Here is a 17,229-nt window from a genome sequence, read left to right as displayed (position 1 = left end):
TCCGCAAGCGGCCCGGACCGCCGCAGCGCGGCCGGGCTCCGAATCAGATCCAGCGCAGGCGCTTGAACGCCCAGAACATCAGCCCGCCGATGGCGAGCAGGATCAGGCTGACGATCCAGAAGCCCTCGCCGTCGCCCGAGCCGGGAATGCCGCCCACGTTCATGCCGAACATGCCCGAGATCAGGGTGAGCGGCGCGAACACCACCGTCACCACCGCGAGCACCAGCATCGACTGGTTCATCTGCTCGGCGCGCCGGTCCACCATCTGATCGCGGATGACGGCGGCGCGCTCGCGCACGCTGTCGAGCTCCTCGGTGAAGCGGGTGACGCGGTCGGCGGCGTCGCGCAGGCGGTTGCGGTCCTTCGGACCGAGCCAGGCATCGTCCTCAAGGGAGAAATGGTTCAGCGCCTCGCGCTGCGGGGCGATATGGCGGCGCAGCTTGATGGCGACGCGCCGCATCACCGCCAGCCTCGGCAGGAGATCGGAGACCTGGCTGCCCTCCACCTGGTCCTCAAGCTCGTCGGCATCGTCGGTGAGCGCGTTCACCACCGCATCGAGGCGCTCCACCAGCCGGGTCGCGAGCTCGGCGACGAACTCGCCCTGGGTGCGCGGGCAGCGCCCGCGGGAGAGGGCGTCCTCGAAATCCTCCACCGCCGAGAGCGGTTCGTGCTGGACCGAGACGATGCGGACCTTGTCGACCCACAGATGGACCGTGACCACGTCCTCCGGCAGCGCGTTGCGATAGAGGTTGACCCCGCGCAGAGACAGGAGCGCCCCCTCCGCGAACACCGCGCAGCGGGGCCGGGCATGATCCTCCAGCAGCGATTCGACCGCGGACGGGTCGAGGCCGCTGGCCTGCCGGAGCCAGTCCTCCTTCGGGCGGTCCATGCGCCGGAAGTGGAGCCAGAGGAATCCCTCCTCCGGCTGCGGCGCCATCGCCTCCTCCCAGGAGAGGCGCCGGCCGCCGCCCTTGCCATCCAGCGACCAGATGGAGATGAGCCCCTGCGTATCGATCCTGTCCATGTCGCCAGCCGCCGGTCCCGCCCGCGCGGGATTTCCCTTTCATCCCGCCTTCCTTGCACGATTGCGCGACACCCGGAAGATGGCGCCGCTCAGCCCAGGGCCTGGAGGATGCGCACCCAGCTGCGGGTCCCCTTGTGGAAGGACGTGACGTCGTATTTCTCGTTCGGGGAGTGGATGCGGTCGTCGTCGAGGGCGAAGCCGATCAGCAGCGTGTCGATGCCGAGGCGGCTCTTGAACTGCCCGACGATGGGAATGGAGCCGCCCGAGCCCACCATGACCGGCGCGACACCCCATTCCTCCCGAAGCGCCTGCGCCGCATGGGCAAGGTCCGGGCTCGCGGGGTCGACGAGAAAGGCGCGGCTGCCGCCGTGGCCGGAGAAGGTGGCGCTGCAATCGGCCGGAAGCCGGGCCCGCACGAACGCCTCGAAGGCCGTGGCGATCTGCGCCGGGTCCTGGTCCGCCACCAGGCGGAAGGAGATCTTCGCCGTGGCCTTGGAGGGGATGATGGTCTTGGTCCCCTCCCCCGTATAGCCGCCGAAGATGCCGTTCACCTCCATGGTGGGACGGGACTGGATCTGCTCGATGAGCATGCGGTCGCTCTCGCCCGCCGGCACCGAGAGGCCCACCGGCTTCAGGAACTCCTCCGGTCCGAGCGCGAGGCGTGCCCAGGCCTCGCGCACCTCCTGCGGCATCTCCCGCACCGAGTCGTAGAAGCCGGGAATGGCGACACGCCCGTCGGCGCCGCGCGCCGCGGCGAGGATGTCGGCGAGCACGTGGATGGGATTGCGCGCCGCTCCGCCGTAAAGGCCGGAGTGCAGGTCCCGGGACGGCCCGGCAACCGTGACCTCCACTGAGAGGATGCCCCTGAGCGAGGTGGTGATGGACGGCGTGGTCGCGCTCCACATGCCGGTGTCGCAGACCAGCGCGAGGTCGGCCTTCAAGCGATCCGCCTCGGCGGCGAAGAAGCCGGGCAGGCTCGGCGAGCCGCACTCCTCCTCGCCCTCCAGGAACACGGTGACGTCCACCGGCGGCGCGCCGCCGGCGGCGCGGAACGCCCGCAGCGCCTCCAGGAATGTGAGCAGCTGGCCCTTGTCGTCGCTGGCGCCGCGGCCGACGATGGTGCGCCGGCCGGCCGCGCCGGCGCCGAAGCGCGGCTCGAAGGGGGGCGTCTCCCAGAGTTCGAGCGGGTCCACGGGCTGCACGTCGTAATGACCGTAGAACAGCACCCGGCGCGCCGCGCCGGTATCGGTGCGCCCCACCACCACCGGATGGCCGGTGGTGGGAATGACGGTGGCCGCCAGTCCCAGGTCCGTCAGCGTTGCCGCGGCCCAGTCGGCGGCCGCGCGGCAATCGCCCTTATGGGCCGGATCGGTGGAGATCGAGGGAATGCGGAGGAAGCCGAACAGCCGCGCCAGCGAGGCGTCGAGTCCCGCATCGACCGCATCGAGCGCCTTGCGCTGCAATGCCTCCCCGGAAAGCCCATCCTTCGCCTGCGCGCCGCCTGCCGTCATCTGCATCTCCCCGCGTCGCCGGCCATCACCGCCGACGCACACGCGGGATGCTGGCCGCGAAGGACGCGCCTTGCAAGCGCCGCCGCGCGATGCGAACGGGCGCGCGACGGCAGCCGCCTGCAGGCTCATGGGGCGAGCCGGTCGTCAGATGCTCCATGGACGGCATCGCGCGCCGCGAACCACGCGGCGCGAAAGGGCCGGCGACTTACCGCGAAGCTCAGCCGACTTCGGCGAGCCCCGCCATCTCGGGCTTCGCCACCGATAAAGAAGGCCGGGCGGCACGCCGCGCGCGCTGGAGCACCGAGCCGATCCGCCGGTAGAGCAGGCGCGGCTGCACCGGCGCCCCGACGCCGGCACGTAGCCGGCGCGGCCGGCCGAACGTGCGACCATGGGCGCCGCGACCTCGACCACGAGGATGGCCGGCACGCTGCCGCCGTCGCGGTAGGGATTTTCGGGAACCTGGTCCGCATCATCGACCTGCACGACCAGAACGTCGACCTTGCCGGCCCCCACCGGCGGCTGGACGTCCTCGAAGCTCGATGCCTCGACGATCGCCCCCACCCCGAAGGCGGTCAAAGCTTGCCGGGTCGCCTCACGGCGCTCGACCTGGGAATCCACGAGTAGAATGCGGGCGGTTGGTAACACCTTCATGGGGCGCTCCAATATGGAGGCACGTCCGGTCCGCAACTTTGCCAGACGTGCGGCGTTGAGCAGCTCCGGCCGACACGACCCCGCAATCGTATCGACTCGCACTCGAAAATAGCGGCACCCGGCAACCGAAGCAACCTCCGACATCAGCCCTCAGACCAATATCGGACTGCCGCAGCGTGATTTTCAGCCGAGGAGGAGAACCGCGACGCGGCAAGGCCGCGCGGTCCCGAAGCGCGCGTTTGCGGCCGACCGCGCCGCCGGCGGTCAGCGTTTGATGTTGCCGAGAATGCCCCGCAGAATCGCCCGGGTGAGTTGCGTGCCCACCTGGGTTGCCACCGTTCGTGCCACCTGCCGTACCACCACCTCGGTGGTGGACATGCGGGTCGACGTCCGCCCCTTCGGCGCTCCCGCGCCGGTGCCCGTCCCCCTGGCGCCGCCCGGCGCCGGCGCGCCGGTGCCGAGCACGCTGTCGAGGATGCCACCCAGCAGGCCGCCGCCTCCGGCATCGGCCTGCGCCGGCGGCTGGGCCCTCTCCTCGGTCCGCTGCTGGAGCTTCTCGAACGCGCTCTCCCGGTCCACCGGCTGGTCGTAGATATGGCCGACCGGGCTCTTCGCCATGACGGCCGCGCGCTCGGCCTCGGTGATGGGTCCGACGCGCGCGGACGGCGGGCGGACCAGCGTGCGCTCGACCATGGACGGCACGCCATTGCCCTCCAGCATGGAGACCAGCGCCTCGCCCTTGCCGAGCTCCATGATCACCTTGGCGGTGTCGAGGTCGGGATTAGGGCGGAAGGTCTCGGCCGCGGCCCGCACCGCCTTCTGGTCGCGCGGCGTGAAGGCGCGCAGCGCGTGCTGCACCCGGTTGCCGAGCTGGGCGAGCACGCTCTCCGGCACGTCGAGCGGGTTCTGGGTGACGAAATAGACCCCCACCCCCTTGGAGCGGATCAGCCGCACCACCTGCTCGACCTTGTCCAGCAGCACCTTCGGCGCCTCGTCGAACAGCAGGTGCGCCTCGTCGAAGAAGAAGACCAGCTTCGGCTTGTCGGGGTCGCCCACCTCCGGCAGATGCTCGAACAGCTCGGAGAGCAGCCACAGCAGGAAGCAGGCATAGAGGCGCGGCGCGCCCATGAGCTTGTCGGCCGCGAGGATGGAGACGGTGCCGTAGCCCGAGCGGTCCACCCGCATGAGGTCGGCGATGTTCAGCGCCGGCTCGCCGAAGAACTTGTCCGCGCCCTGGTTCTCCAGCACCAGGAGCTGGCGCTGGATCGCGCCCACGGTCTGCGGCGCCACGTTGCCGTACTGGGCGCCGAGGGTGGCGGCATTCTCCGCCACGAAGGCGAGCATCGCCCTCAGGTCCTTCAGATCGAGCAGGAGCAGCCCCTGCTCGTCGGCGACGCGGAAGGTGATGTTGAGCACGCCTTCCTGGGTGTCGTTGAGCCCCATGAGGCGCGAGAGCAGGAGCGGCCCCATCTCCGAGATGGTGGCGCGCACCGGGTGGCCCTGCGCGCCGAACATGTCCCAGAAGATCACCGGGAAGCTGTCCGGCTGGTAGTCGATGCCCACCTCCTCGGCGCGCGCCAGCAGGAAGTCCTTCGGCGTGCCCGGCTCGGCGATGCCGGAAAGGTCGCCCTTGATGTCGGCGGCGAACACCGGGACGCCGGCGCGGGCAAAGCCCTCGGCCAGAACCTGGAGCGTCACCGTCTTGCCGGTGCCGGTGGCGCCGGTGACGAGGCCATGGCGATTGGCGAGGCGCAGGGTGAGGAACTCGTCCTTGGCGCGGCGCGCCTTGCCCGCGCCGGTGAAGCTGCGGCCCAGATAGATCTTGCCGTCGCCGTCGGGAGCCTTCGGGTCGAGGGAGGCGGCGGCCGGCTTCGGGGCGGCGGGGGCAGTCATGGGGTCTCCTCTCGCGCGTCTCGGGCGGAAGATGGATCAGGGGGCTGTTTTCGCCCGTTTCACGGCACCGGGGCAAGCGGCTTGCCGCGGCGCATCGCCCGCGCCTGTGCGCTGCGCCTTGCGGGATCGTCGCGCGGCCTTCAAATTCACCGGCTATCTCTGAGGCCGAAAACCGCCGGGGAGGCGACATGGACGAACTGCTGGACCGGCTGGAAGCGCATGTCGGGCTTCCGCGCGACACCGGGCGGGCGGTGGTGGCGATCGTGGTCCAGTTCCTCGGGCGGGAGGCTCCCGCCGCGGCCATGGCCCCGCTCGTCGCGCGTCATCCCTGGATCATCGAGGCGCAGGCCGATGCGCCGGAGGCGCCGCCGCCGACGCATGCGAATCGTCATTTCGGCGGCATGGCCCGCCTCATGGAGCTCGCGAACCGCATGATGGCGCTCGGCCTCACCATGGGCGAGGTGCAGAGCGCGACGCGCGAGGTGGTCGCCTATGCCCGCGAGACGGCCGGCGCCGAAAGTGTGGACGGCGTGGTGCGCGCCATACCGGGCCTGCGGCAGCTGGTTTGACTTTCGCCCCGGTTGTGGGCCTGATCGTCGCGGCTCCGCTTGAGCCGCGCCATTGAGGGGGAGATCATGTCCTATCCCATCATCGACATCGAGGGCATCGGCCCGGTCATGGCCGAGAAGCTGAAGACCGCGGGCATCACCAACACCGGCGCGCTGCTCGACGCCGCCAAGACGCCGAAGGAGCGCAAGGCCCTGGCGGAGAAGGCCGGCATCGACGAGAAGCATGTCCTCAAATGGGCCAACATGGCCGACCTGATGCGCATCAAGGGCGTTGCCGAGGAATATTCCGAGCTGCTGGAGGCCGCGGGCGTCGATACGGTCAAGGAGCTGAAGACCCGCAACGCCGCCAACCTCACCAAGGCCATGGCCGAGGTGAACGAGAAGAAGAAGCTGGTGCGCCTGCTGCCCGCCGAGAGCATGGTGGAGAAGTGGATCGCCCAGGCCAAGGATCTGCCGCCTATCCTCACTTACTGACGCGGCGACGGGATAAGGAAAGCCGGAGCGAGGCAGGCCGGAGGCAAGACGCCTCGGGCCTGCGCCCTGTTTTATCTCGCCTGCGGATCCCGTGGGCGAGCCGGCCGGCGTCGTCTTGGACGCGCATGGGCCCATGCTCCAGGCCGATCCCGCGCCCAGCCCTTGAAAAGCCGCCATCCTGCCCGTATGAGAGGCGGCGCGCCGCGGTAGCTCAGCTGGTAGAGCAACGCATTCGTAATGCGTGGGTCGGGGGTTCGAATCCCTTCCGCGGCACCATTTCACCATCCAGAAGCGTCCGAAAATGTCCAATATCGCTTTGATTTCAAAGCGATAGGCGCTTCTGACGTCCAGCTTGGTCCCATCTCTTCCGCTTGAATCTTGTAGGCATGTAGGCAAATTTGTAGGCGTCTCGATGCCTACAAAGGGAGCGTGCCTACATGGCGCTGACGGACATGGCGCTGCGCAATGCGAAGCCGCAGGACAAGCCATACAAGCTATTTGACGGTGGTGGCCTCCATCTTCTCGTCAATCCGAGCGGCAGCAGGATCTGGCGTCTCGCCTACCGATTCCTCGGCAAACCCAAGCAGATCTCGTTCGGCCCCTACCCCACCGTCTCTCTCGCCGATGCGCGGCAGAAGCGGGATGAGGCCAAGAAACTGCTGCTGGATGGCCAGGACCCGTCGACTGCCCGCAAGCTCGAGAAGGTCAACGCCACCATCTCCACGGGGAACACGTTCGCTTTGCTCGCGGCCGAATATATCGCGCGCCTGGAAACGCGAGAGTCCGCCAATGCCACCATCAAGAAGAACAAGTGGCTGCTGGAGACGCTCGCCGGGCCCGCGCTCGGCAGCCGCCCCATCACCGAGATCAAGCCGGTGGAGGTTCTGGATATCCTGCGCCAAGTGGAGCGAAGCGGCCGCAGAGAATCGGCACGTCGCCTGCGCTCGGCCATCGGCAGCGTGTTCCGCTATGCCATCGCGACGCTGCGGGCGGAAACCGACCCGACTTCGCCTTTGAAGGATGCCCTGGAGCGGCCGAAGGTCGTCCATCGTGCGGCTCTCACGGACCCTGTGGCCCTCGGCGGGCTGCTTCGGGCCATCGATGAGTATGACGGCTGGCCCACGCTGCGCGCGGCGCTATTGTTCACGGCGCTGACCTTCGCGCGGCCGGGCGAAGTGCGCGGCGCGCGGTGGAACGAGTTCGACTTCGACAAGGCTGTCTGGAACATCCCCGCCATCCGCATGAAGATGCGCCGCGCCCATATGGTGCCCCTGTCACGCCAGGCGCTGAGCGTGCTCGACGACATTCGCGCCTTCTCGGGGGCGAGCGAACTGGTGTTCCCCTCCATCCGGTCGAACAAGAAGCTGATCAGCGAGAACGGCATGAACTCGGCGCTGCGGCGCATGGGGTTCACGCAGGACGAGATGACCGCCCACGGCTTCCGGGCATCGGCCAGCTCGATCCTGAACGAGCGCGGCCATTCGCCGGACGTGATCGAGGCGGCGCTCGGGCATCTGGACCAGAACGAGGTGCGGCGGGCCTACAATCGGGCGACCTATTGGTCCGAGCGCGTGGCGCTGATGCAGACCTGGGCCGATATGCTGGATGAGTTCCGGAGGCTAAAGCCAATAAGAAAATAAGGGCGCGACAAAGCGCGCAAACCACTGAATTGTTTCGATTATCTGACCTGCCATCGGTCGACCGGGGCAAAACTTACCCTCGCCTAGGCGTTTCTAGATTGCCTTGAGGGTCCAAATCGCCCATATGTGACGAATGCACAGGGACGACGCGACGAGGGACCAACAGTGACCGGTAGCAACGAAAGGCAAAAGACAGTCCAGGCCATTCGGAAGCTTTACACCCAACAGCCCTGGGCGCAACGCATTTTTGATCACTTTGCCGACCGCACGAACAACAGCTCGGCCACGAAGATCGATTTTTTTGCGAACCTTCTCAAGGTCCCGGTCTCGGAGGCGACCGCCGTCGCCAAGGAACTCCAAGCGGCGGGGCTGGGGGTCTATGTCGTGGGGCGCAAGGGCAACCCCAGCCGGATCGAGTGGCACTTCACGCTGGCCAGCATGGCGAAGAGTGCACGAGGCGAACGCGACGACCTCGAAAGCATCTCGCCGGACGAGGAAGAGGGAGGGACAGCTGACGCGGGTGGGTTTCCGCTTCAGCTGACGATTGCGGAGGCCAAGGAAGCGCTGGCGCGCACCCTGGGCATCTCCCCCGACCAGATCGAGATCACCATCAAAGGCTAGCACCGCGAAGGGCCGCGAGCCCTTAAACCCAGCCTTTCATCAGCCTTTCAGCATCTGAGCTATCGCGGACGCGTTCGCGGCAAACGGGAAGACCATGCCCCCAGATGCTCCTCCGATCCCGCACTCACCGGCGGGAAACGACCACGCATGTTCAGTTCGGTTCATGCAGTGGCCCACTCTACGCATGCAATCAGAAAGGACCGCAATATGTCAGACGACCTGGCCTTGAACCGCAACATCCAACGCTCCGAAACCTTGGCATCCTCTCCGTACCCGGATCGTGAAGCTCACGCCTTGGCGTTCGGCCGCTGGGATGAAATTGTCGATCACTGGTCCAAGCTTCGATACTGGAAGGCGGCCGAGGCAGCAGCACTTATCATGGGATACTCCCCGGCCGAGTTGCCGGAAGAGGTCTCGTCAAGCCGCCGATTTACCGATTTGGTTACGTTGATCTCCCGAGCTTCTTCGAAGTCAAAGCCAAGCCCGGCCTTTCTGCTTGCTCGACTTCAGCGGCTCGACATCGCTCTTCCGGAAGGCCTTTTGGATGCCTGCGAGAAGCATAGGAAGGCATATAGATCAGACCACATGACCAAGACGGATCTGGAGCAAGAGCTTGAAGCACTGCGGGACGCGTTGAGAACGCTTGGAGATGCGAATGGAGGTAAAGAGAAAAAGAGCATCTTTATGATCGCCGCCGCAGCTCTCCGCCTCAAGTATGGCGACATGCGCTTGAGCAGTCCCAAGATCGCATCTGAGGTTGAGAGCTGGTTGACATCCGCGAATGTCGTTTTGCAAAGCCGTACCGTCGATAAATGGCTCATGGCAATAGAGAAGGCTGAAAGTCTTTACCGGGGCTGAAAGGCAGAGTCGGCTGCATTTGCAAATCGACCCGTGCAAATGCAGCCGCACGCCCCCTCATCTCGGCAAGTTCGACCTCGTTCAAGAACTGAGGTTGAGATGCAAGAAGATAAAACATCGCCAGATCGCCTGCTGAAGCTCCAGGACGTGATTTTCATTCTGAGCATTTCCCGCGCCAGCCTTTACGCTGGAATCCGGGTGGGTCTTTATCCCCCGCCGGTCAAGATTGGCGCTCGTGCTGTGCGATGGCGCGCCTCCGACATCACCGCATTGGTGGAGAAGGGGGTGGGCGATGCGTAGGCATCCCCGCAACAAGCTCCTGCCCGAGTCACTAAGGGCGGAGCTGGCCCTGCAGCAGGCCCTCACCAGAGCCGGCATCCAAGACTTCGAGACCCGCGACGACGTCGGCTCGCGCCGACGGTCCCAGCTCAGGCGCTTCGCGCGCCTGGGCATCACCAAGCCAGCGCGCCGGATCACCAAGCTCACGGCCTGTGCCTCTGAAAGGGGCTGCGAAAACGTGGGCACCTGCCCGGCCGCTTGTCACGTCGCATCCCGCATCGAACGAGGCCGTCTCGTGGTTCGCATCTGGGAGCGACTGCAGGACTGCGAAGGTGACCTGTGGCTCATCACGATTGTCAACGACGCCTGGAGGCAAGATGAAGGCGAGCTTTATGGCTGCAATCCGGCGACGCTCCTCAAGTGGCTCGACCGCCGTCTCGACCGTCTTGGAGGCATAAAGAGCAACCTCAAGGGTGTGGCTGGCGTCGACGTATCCGTCAACGAGAGGGAGGGAGAGTGTTTCTGGCAACCACATCTCCACCTGCTGGCCGCCGGTGTCGACAAATCTAAGTTGAAAGAGGCTCTTAGCCTGAAGACATCATGTCAAACCCACAAGCCAGTCATGTTCAAGCCGGTGCAACGCAGCGAACTCGCCACTTCCGTCGGCTATGTGCTGAAACGCACCGTTGAGAAACGTGTCGCCTATCTCGACGAGGAGGGCAGGCAACGGCAGCGGAGCGTGAAGGTCCCTTCTGATGCCGTGGCGGAGCACGACAGTTGGCTTCTGCGACAAGCCGTCACCGAGCGCTTTCGCGTGATTGGCATGCGCCTTAGTCGCCGCCCGCTCGTCGACCCGACGTCTTTTCGGCAAATCGTCAAAGTCCGCCGCAAGCCATACAGCCTGCCGTTTTGGCTCCGCGATGACGAGGAAGACGATTTCTAGCCGCCAACACTGCAAGCCGTTGATTCCACTCCATTCTTCACGCGCGCGGCGCGCGCGTGAAGGCCAACTTGAGCTCCACGTGAGCCACTGATGGCTCACACGACAAGGGATTTTTCATATGACGCGCGCGCATAACGCCGCCTGGGTGCGGCCTCTTGAAATTCGTCATGACGTCGACACCGGCGAGCATCACGTTCTGGTCGAGTTCCGATCCGTCGACGGGGGATGGCGCCAAGCCCTCGTCCGCCGGGGCCAGATCGACGACCCGCGGGGCGCCAAGCGGCTTCTCGCCGACCTCGGCGCCGATATCCCCGAGGACTGGCTCGAGCCACTCAAGACCGCCCTCCAGGCTAGGGGATGCGATGTGGTTCGCTCGACCAGTGTCATGGGCTGGCATGAGGGCGGAACGTTTCTTCTGCCCGATGGTCCCATCGGCAGGCTACGCACCCTACGACCCATGAGGCCCGCGCCGGCGGACCTTTGTACGCTCGGCAAGGTCTCCACGTGGCGGAAAGGCCTGAGGGCGCCGTGTGCCGGGTCGAGCTATCTCACCTTCGCCATCGCCGTGGGGTTCGCAGGCTGCCTTCTCGAACCCATCGGCCAGGAGGAAGGAGCGGTCTTCCACCTCTTCGGCGAGAGCTCCACCGGCAAGAGCCTGGCCACGCTGGCGGCCCAGTCGGTCATCGAGAAAGCTGGCCGCTCGCATTTGCGCTCCCACGACCTCACCGACCGCGCCCTGGAGGAGGAAGCCGCGGCCTGCAATCACTCGCTCCTCGTGCTGGACGAGACGGGACGCATTGAAGGCACCCCAGCCAGGCGCCTCCAACGCTTGCAAGCCATCGCCTACAAGCTGTGCGGGGGGCAGGGACGCCGGCGCTCTCAGAAGGCCGTGGCGGACCCGACGCTTCGCAATGTGGCGTTCCGCATCTTTGGCCTGTCCTCCGGCGAGGAACCGCTCGACGGTGGTCCGCAGAAGCGCAACGACGGGGAGCTGGTTCGCCTCATCGGCATCCCCATTCCCCGGCGAGAGGTTGGGGGCATCTTCGACCGTGAAATGTCCGGCGAGCAGCGCGGCGCGCTGGCCCGGCAGGTGGAGGAGGCCATCCGCGTCGGGTACGGGGTGCCCGTCCGACGCTTCCTGGGCAAGTTCCTGAGCGACGGGAAGGCCACGAGCAAGGCGAAGGCCTACGCCGAGCGTTTCGTTGCCAGGGTCGTGCCCGCGACCACGCCATTCGCGGACCGCTTTGCCCGCAAGTTCGCCGTGGTCTATGCGGCGGCCATGCTGGCGGTGGATTTCGGCCTGGCGCCCTGGACAAAGAAGCAGGCGGGGCTCGCTATACGCATGGTCCATCGTCGGGCCTGGGAGATCGTCCGCCCTCCGGCTTCGGCTGCCGAGGATCTGATTGCGACGCTGCGCAAGCAAGCGAGTGATGAGGCCCGCTTCCCCGAGGTGGGTCAAGGCGAGAAAGTCAGCTCGAAGGCCGTAGGGAAGCTCTACGGCATCCGGCGGGAGATCTCGGGTCGCTCTGTGATCGCCTTGCTCCGCGACCGCCTTGATCGATTCGTTCCGGCGCACCAGGCCAAAGAGGTCGAGGCGATCCTCGCCGATCGCGGCTACCTGCTTCCCGGCAAGGAGCCCGGCCGGCGGGTGCGACAGCTGCGCGTGCAGGGACTTCAGCCCGCCCGACCCGACTTCCTGCTGTTCGATGCTGAGAAGGTGCTCCAGCGGGACCCGGAGGCGAACCGCGACGCAGCCTGATCGCCCGCACAAAAGAGAGGGGCGGCCGAAGCCGCCCCTTTCTTGCCTCTAACCGTCCGGATCAGCCCGTGTCAGGCGTTGATCACGCAGTCGGGGTGCAGCGGCGCGATCTGGGTGATCTGCCGGGTGAAGGGGGGAAAGTCGGGGTAGTCCCGCCAGTCGAGGGTGACGTGGCTGTCGCTGCGGGCGCGCACAACGGCTTCCCACCAGCCGCCATATTCTCCCTCGCTGAAGTCGGGCGCGAGCACCACGTCGCCCTTGGTGAGCTGCGGCCAGTGGGTGCCGCCCTCCTTCATGACGACGCCGATGGTGGTGTCGCCCGAAGCCGCATCCGACTTGATGGAAAGCATGGGCGCAGCCTTCTTGCCCTTCACGGCACCGGAGGCAGCAGCAGGCTTTCCGCTATCCTTGTTCTCGGCGGTGACGTTCTCTTCGGTTTCAGCCTCCTGGTGGTCATCATCGCCGGAACCCAGCGCCTCGGCCATGAGGGACAGCCGCTTGAAAATGTCGGTCTTGATGTTGGCGAGCAACGGTCGATCATTCTCGCCGAAGCGGCCGGGGGGCAGCGCCGCGAGCAGATCGGCGTCACCGCCTTCCCCGAAGGGCACGCAGGAGAGGCCCAGCTTGGTAGCCGCGGCCTGGGCGCGCTCGATGTTGTCGGCGGCAAAGCGGCCGGCCTGCGCTTTGCCAGCCCCGTTCTTGGTGAACAGCACGAGGCATGAAGAGGCTTCGATGGCAGTCATGATGATGCTCCATGTTGAGGGGGGTGCAGCTATGCGCATCGATATTGTATCATAATACCGTTCACATGTCAACGATGTTCATGTTTTGTCCGATTTTAAGGGGTGGCATATTGTCTATCGGCCTACGGTCCCCATGGAAATGTAGCGCTTTACGGGAGGAGACAGGTGCTGACCCTCAGTAAATCACGGAGCGTCCGTTCCAGAGATGTTGATGCTCCCAAGTCTAGCGTCCGGAATGGGCCGTCTCCTGACTACAGCTATCCGGTAGCGAATGCAGTGTAGCCAACCTTTCTGCACCCGACCCATCGCGGCCGTTTTGATGAAAAAGCCCCATGCTACATAGCGGACGTTGATCCTGCGCGAAAACGCGCTGTACACTCCCGGTAAAACGGGGGCCAGTAGGAGGTTGCCGTGCATCGTGCCAAGCACCGCGTGTCAGAATGACACTAGAAATCAGAGACGGGCTTCGGAAGGTTGGTTACATCTTTTTCAGCAGTCATCGACCGAAAGACAGTATCGTCGAGATCGCGGAGCGTTTCGGCAAACCTCTAGTCCCGTGGGAAAATGGGCTCATCCAGACGCTCGTGCCGCGCACTAAGGCTGCGCCCAACAGCTATAGTGGCATTTATGGCCTTGATCGATTCCCGTTCCATTCGGATCTTGCCCACTGGCGCACGCCACCGCGCTACCTCCTCTTGCGCTGCATCACCGGTTTTGCCGATGTGCCGACGCTCATGATCGACGGGCACGACCTTATCGACGCCGTCTCCCTAGACGTTCTGGGACGCGCAATCTTCAAGCCGCGCCGACCGCGTGAGGGGAGCGTCTCGCTCTTGCGCCTTTGCGAGCCTGTCGACGATGTCGTGCGGGTCCGCTGGGACGAGGTGTTTCTGAAGCCGGCGAGTAGGATCGGCGAGGTCGCCAACCTGCGTGTTCGCGAATGGCTTTCGATCTGCACGCCGATCGCGTTGTCGTTGGCCGAAACGCACGACACGCTCCTGATCGACAACTGGCGGATGCTGCATGCGCGCTCCCCGATCCTTGCCGGGCGCGAGACCCGGGCGATCGAGCGCGTCTATCTGGAGGCACTGCATTGAAGAAGTCGATTTCACCCGGCACGACGCCGGCCTCGTACGATCCGGAAGCGCTTTATCTCAAGGCGGAGCGCTACATCCAGCATATGAGCGCATTCGACAGTGACGACTGGGAATATGCCCTGTGGTCCAGCCTTGCGCTCGAATTTCTCGCCCGTGCCGCACTCGCCAATGTCAGTCCCGCCCTGATCGCGGACACCGACAAGACTTGGTCGAGCCTGTATCATGCGCTGGGTTTCACGCCCACGGAGGAGCGGTTCGTGCCAAAATCGATCGCCGTCAGCGAGGTCTTCAAGCGGCTTACTGCCATCTTCCCGGATTTCGCCAAAGAGCACGAAAGCTTTGGCGTCCAGCACACGGGCCGCCGCAACGCCGAACTTCATTCCGGCGAGCTTGCGTTCGACGGGGTCAAGGGATCGTCCTGGCAGCCCCGCTTTTACCAAACCTGTGAGATTCTTCTCACCTCTATGGGGGCGACGCTCAAGGATTTCCTCGGGGAGGATGAGGCGAATGTCGCGACGAAATTGATCGCCGCCGCGGTCGATGAAAGCGCGAAGGTGGTGAAGGGCGAAGTGGAGGCGCACAAGAAAGTATGGCTCGCAAAGACCGGTGATGAGCGCGACACTCTGACCACACAGGCAGCGGTCTGGGCTACGCGGCATGCTGGCCATCGGGTCGACTGCCCGGCCTGCACTTCCCAGGCACTCGTTTGGGGCGAACCGGTCTCCGCACCTCAGCAACGGCTAAGTGACGGCGAGATCACCGAAACCCAGGAGTTCCTGCCGAACCGGTTCGAGTGTGTCGCATGTGGCCTCAAGATCAATGGCCTGTCGCGTCTCGCCGTGGTCGGTTTGAGCGATCGCTACAAGAAGACGCAATTCTACGATGCTGCCGAATATTATGCACCGGAAGATGATTATTCCGGATATGAGGATGACAACAACGAACGCTGAACGGCGCGATCGGCGTGTGAAACTGGCCCGTGTAAGGGCCCGGGCGGGGGGAAAAATGGCTGGCGAGGAACACGTATCAGTTGCGGTGAGGGATGATTTCGTTGCGCGGCAGACCAAGGCGAAGCCGGTACCTGCCCTTGCCGAGTTGCTGTGGAACAGCCTCGATGGAGACGCCACCGAGGTATCCGTCGAGTTCGCGCACCACGATCTCGCAGGCGGCATGTCTAAAATCGTCGTCTACGACAATGGTGACGGTTTTTCCCGCAGCGACGCCCGTGCGCTGTTCGGCAATCTCGGCGGCTCGTGGAAACGCCACGTCCGCCAGACCAAACGCAATCACCGCATGATCCACGGCCAGGAAGGGCGCGGCCGCTACAAGGCGTTCGCCCTCGGCCAGTCGGCCACCTGGAAGGTCTGCTATGACGATCCGTCCGGGCGTAAGGCGTTCGAGGTCCGGCTCCTCGATGCCAATCTCACCGACGTCACCATCACCGAGGAAGTGCCGGCACCCGAGCGCTCAACGGGCGTCATCGTCGAAATCGAAGACCTCCGGCGTGATTTCAAGACATTCGAGAGCGAAGACGGCCTTCAGGACCTGAACGAGATTTTCGCGCTCTACCTGATGAACTATCGAAGCGTGTCGATCTCGATCGCCAGCCAGAGGCTCGATCCAGAGAAGGTGATCGCCAGTCATCACAAAGCGTCACTGCCGCCGATCGAGAAGGATGATGGTACCCGGCACGATGTCGAGCTCGAGGTCATTGAATGGCGAACCGACGCGCGGCGTGTCCTCTATCTCTGCTCCGCGACCGGGTTTCCGTTGGATCAGGTCGAAACGCGCTTCCACATTCACGGCTTCTCTTTCTCAGCCTATCTGAAATCCACCTATGTCGAGGAATTGCACAACGAAGAGCGCGTCGCGCTCTCGGAAATGGACCACCCGCTGAGCGCAGCCGTCGAAAATGCCCGCTCGGTGATCAAGGACTATTTCCGCGACAAATCGGCGGAAAGGGCGCGATCATTGGTCGATGAGTGGATCGCCGAAGACGTCTATCCCTATCGCGGCACGCCGCAGAATGCCGTCGAGAAGGTCGAACGTCAGGTTTTCGACATCGTCGCGGTCCAGGTTCAGGAGCTCGCGCCGGATCTTGGCATCAGTTCGGCGAAAGCGAAGGCGCTGCACCTTCGCATGCTGCGCAACGCCATCGAGCGCGGACCCGAGGAGTTGCAGCTCATCCTGAAGGAGGTGCTGGACCTGCCGGCGCGCAAGCAGAAGGAGCTTGCGAACCTCCTGCAGGAAACGACGCTGTCTGCGATCATCACCGCCGCCAAGACCGTCGCCGATCGGTTGAAGTTCATATCAGCAATGGAGTCGATCGTTTTCGACCCAGAAACCAAAAGCCGATTGAAGGAGCGCACCCAGCTTCACAAAATCCTCGCCGAGAACACCTGGGTTTTCGGCGAAGAGTACAATCTTTGGGTGAGCGACAAGGATCTTCGTCGCGTTCTCGAGAAGCATCGCGACCATCTCGATCCGAACATCGCGATTGACGAACCCGTGAAAGTGATCGGCAAGGCGCGAGGCATCATCGACCTGATGTTCTCACGCTCGACGCGACGGCATCGCGCCAACGACATCGAACACATGATAGTCGAACTGAAGGCTCCGAATGTGAAGATCGGTTCAGATGAGATTACGCAGGCGAAAAAATATGCGATCGCCGTTACCTCAGACGAGCGATTCTCGACCGTTAATGGCGTGCGTTGGCACTTCTGGCTGGTCTCCAACGCCTATAATGAGTTTGCCCGACAGGAAATCGAAAATGGACCTGATCGCGAGCGCCGCCTAATCGCAAGGGGACCGAGACATATTGTAGGTATAAAGACATGGGGCGAACTCATCGAGGAAAATCGAGCTCGGCTTCAGTTCTTCCAGGAGCACTTGCAGCATTCCGCTGATGAAAGTACCGCGATCAAATATCTGCAGGAAAAGCACAGCCGGTTTCTGGAAGGTGTCATCGTCGAGGACGAAAATGGTGGCGATCAGCCGGAGGCTTTGACCCCGGTAGGGCTCGCAGGCGGCGCTCACGATCGATAATGAAATAGTTCTGCGGGGGAAAGGTTCATTCCGAAGGCTGACGTCTAGGGTAGCAGGACATGTTGCATGGATCGAGTCAAACGGTGAGCTGCGACACCAACCGGTGGGCCGCTATAGGC

Annotated in this window: 16 protein-coding genes and 1 tRNA gene; 12 read left to right on the top strand and 5 right to left on the bottom strand. The window is 64.4% G+C overall.

From position 1 onward, the window contains the following. Positions 1–43: 43 nt before the first annotated feature. The 4 genes from V5F67_RS09345 to V5F67_RS09330 all read right to left on the bottom strand — a co-directional run bounded on the left by V5F67_RS09345 (position 44) and on the right by V5F67_RS09330 (position 5,079). Positions 44–1,024 (bottom strand): zinc transporter ZntB, encoded by a 981-nt coding sequence (locus V5F67_RS09345; RefSeq protein WP_394019074.1) that lies wholly within the window; start codon positions 1,022–1,024, stop codon positions 44–46. Positions 1,025–1,113: 89 nt separating this feature from the next. Further along, positions 1,114–2,535 carry a M20/M25/M40 family metallo-hydrolase gene (locus V5F67_RS09340; RefSeq protein ID WP_394019072.1) on the bottom strand — a complete coding sequence of 474 codons (1,422 nt, stop codon included), beginning with the start codon at positions 2,533–2,535 and terminating at the stop codon, positions 1,114–1,116. Positions 2,536–2,679: 144 nt separating this feature from the next. Then, positions 2,680–3,186, bottom strand: coding sequence for a hypothetical protein (locus V5F67_RS09335; protein WP_394019070.1), 507 nt, complete (start codon positions 3,184–3,186; stop codon positions 2,680–2,682). Between the two features lie 264 nt (positions 3,187–3,450). Beyond that, positions 3,451–5,079 (bottom strand): helicase HerA-like domain-containing protein, encoded by a 1,629-nt coding sequence (locus V5F67_RS09330; RefSeq protein ID WP_394019068.1) that lies wholly within the window; start codon positions 5,077–5,079, stop codon positions 3,451–3,453. Positions 5,080–5,267: 188 nt separating this feature from the next. Between V5F67_RS09330 and V5F67_RS09325 the strand changes: the two genes are divergently transcribed. The 9 genes from V5F67_RS09325 (at position 5,268) to V5F67_RS09285 (ending at position 12,222) form a co-directional block, all read left to right on the top strand. After that, entirely contained in the window at positions 5,268–5,648 is a 381-nt protein-coding gene (locus V5F67_RS09325) for a DUF2267 domain-containing protein (RefSeq protein ID WP_394019066.1), read from the top strand. A 66-nt stretch (positions 5,649–5,714) separates the two neighbouring features. Then, positions 5,715–6,122 (top strand): DUF4332 domain-containing protein, encoded by a 408-nt coding sequence (locus tag V5F67_RS09320; protein WP_394019064.1) that lies wholly within the window; start codon positions 5,715–5,717, stop codon positions 6,120–6,122. 200 nt (positions 6,123–6,322) lie between these two features. After that, positions 6,323–6,398 (top strand) — tRNA-Thr (locus tag V5F67_RS09315). A 161-nt stretch (positions 6,399–6,559) separates the two neighbouring features. Continuing rightward, positions 6,560–7,762, top strand: coding sequence for a tyrosine-type recombinase/integrase (locus V5F67_RS09310; RefSeq protein ID WP_394019062.1), 1,203 nt, complete (start codon positions 6,560–6,562; stop codon positions 7,760–7,762). A 165-nt stretch (positions 7,763–7,927) separates the two neighbouring features. Next, on the top strand, positions 7,928–8,383 hold the full coding sequence (locus tag V5F67_RS09305) for a ubiquitin family protein (RefSeq protein ID WP_394019060.1): 456 nt from the start codon (positions 7,928–7,930) through the stop codon (positions 8,381–8,383). A gap of 207 nt (positions 8,384–8,590) precedes the next feature. Beyond that, positions 8,591–9,241: a hypothetical protein gene (locus V5F67_RS09300; protein WP_394019058.1), complete on the top strand. Its 651-nt coding sequence runs from the start codon at positions 8,591–8,593 to the stop codon at positions 9,239–9,241. Positions 9,242–9,340: 99 nt separating this feature from the next. Continuing rightward, the gene (locus V5F67_RS09295; RefSeq protein ID WP_394019056.1) at positions 9,341–9,541 is read left to right on the top strand and encodes a helix-turn-helix transcriptional regulator; all 201 of its coding nucleotides are present in this window, start codon (positions 9,341–9,343) and stop codon (positions 9,539–9,541) included. Continuing rightward, positions 9,534–10,463, top strand: coding sequence for a hypothetical protein (locus tag V5F67_RS09290; protein ID WP_394019054.1), 930 nt, complete (start codon positions 9,534–9,536; stop codon positions 10,461–10,463). Before V5F67_RS09295 ends, V5F67_RS09290 begins: the two co-directional genes overlap by 8 nt. A gap of 118 nt (positions 10,464–10,581) precedes the next feature. Then, entirely contained in the window at positions 10,582–12,222 is a 1,641-nt protein-coding gene (locus V5F67_RS09285) for a DUF927 domain-containing protein (RefSeq protein ID WP_394019052.1), read from the top strand. Between the two features lie 71 nt (positions 12,223–12,293). On the opposite strand, the gene V5F67_RS09280 is transcribed toward V5F67_RS09285, so the two are convergent. Continuing rightward, positions 12,294–12,965 (bottom strand): hypothetical protein, encoded by a 672-nt coding sequence (locus V5F67_RS09280; protein ID WP_394019050.1) that lies wholly within the window; start codon positions 12,963–12,965, stop codon positions 12,294–12,296. Positions 12,966–13,405: 440 nt separating this feature from the next. On the opposite strand from V5F67_RS09280, the gene V5F67_RS09275 reads away from it, so the two are divergent. Genes V5F67_RS09275 through V5F67_RS09265 form a run of 3 tightly spaced genes read left to right on the top strand, consistent with a single transcriptional unit; the run spans position 13,406 to position 17,110 of the window. Beyond that, complete coding sequence (locus tag V5F67_RS09275) at positions 13,406–14,062, top strand: Fe(II)-2OG oxygenase family protein (protein WP_394019048.1); 657 nt, start codon at positions 13,406–13,408, stop codon at positions 14,060–14,062. Further along, on the top strand, positions 14,059–15,012 hold the full coding sequence (locus V5F67_RS09270; RefSeq protein WP_394019046.1) for a hypothetical protein: 954 nt from the start codon (positions 14,059–14,061) through the stop codon (positions 15,010–15,012). The genes V5F67_RS09275 and V5F67_RS09270 overlap by 4 nt, the downstream gene beginning before the upstream one ends. Positions 15,013–15,067: 55 nt before the next feature. Then, positions 15,068–17,110 carry an ATP-binding protein gene (locus V5F67_RS09265; RefSeq protein ID WP_394019044.1) on the top strand — a complete coding sequence of 681 codons (2,043 nt, stop codon included), beginning with the start codon at positions 15,068–15,070 and terminating at the stop codon, positions 17,108–17,110. Positions 17,111–17,229: the final 119 nt, after the last annotated feature.

The sequence above is a fragment of the Xanthobacter pseudotagetidis genome (assembly GCF_043194795.2).
Taxonomy (GTDB): Bacteria; Pseudomonadota; Alphaproteobacteria; order Rhizobiales; family Xanthobacteraceae; genus Xanthobacter; species Xanthobacter tagetidis_A.
This window is presented reverse-complemented; position numbering and strand designations above follow the sequence as displayed.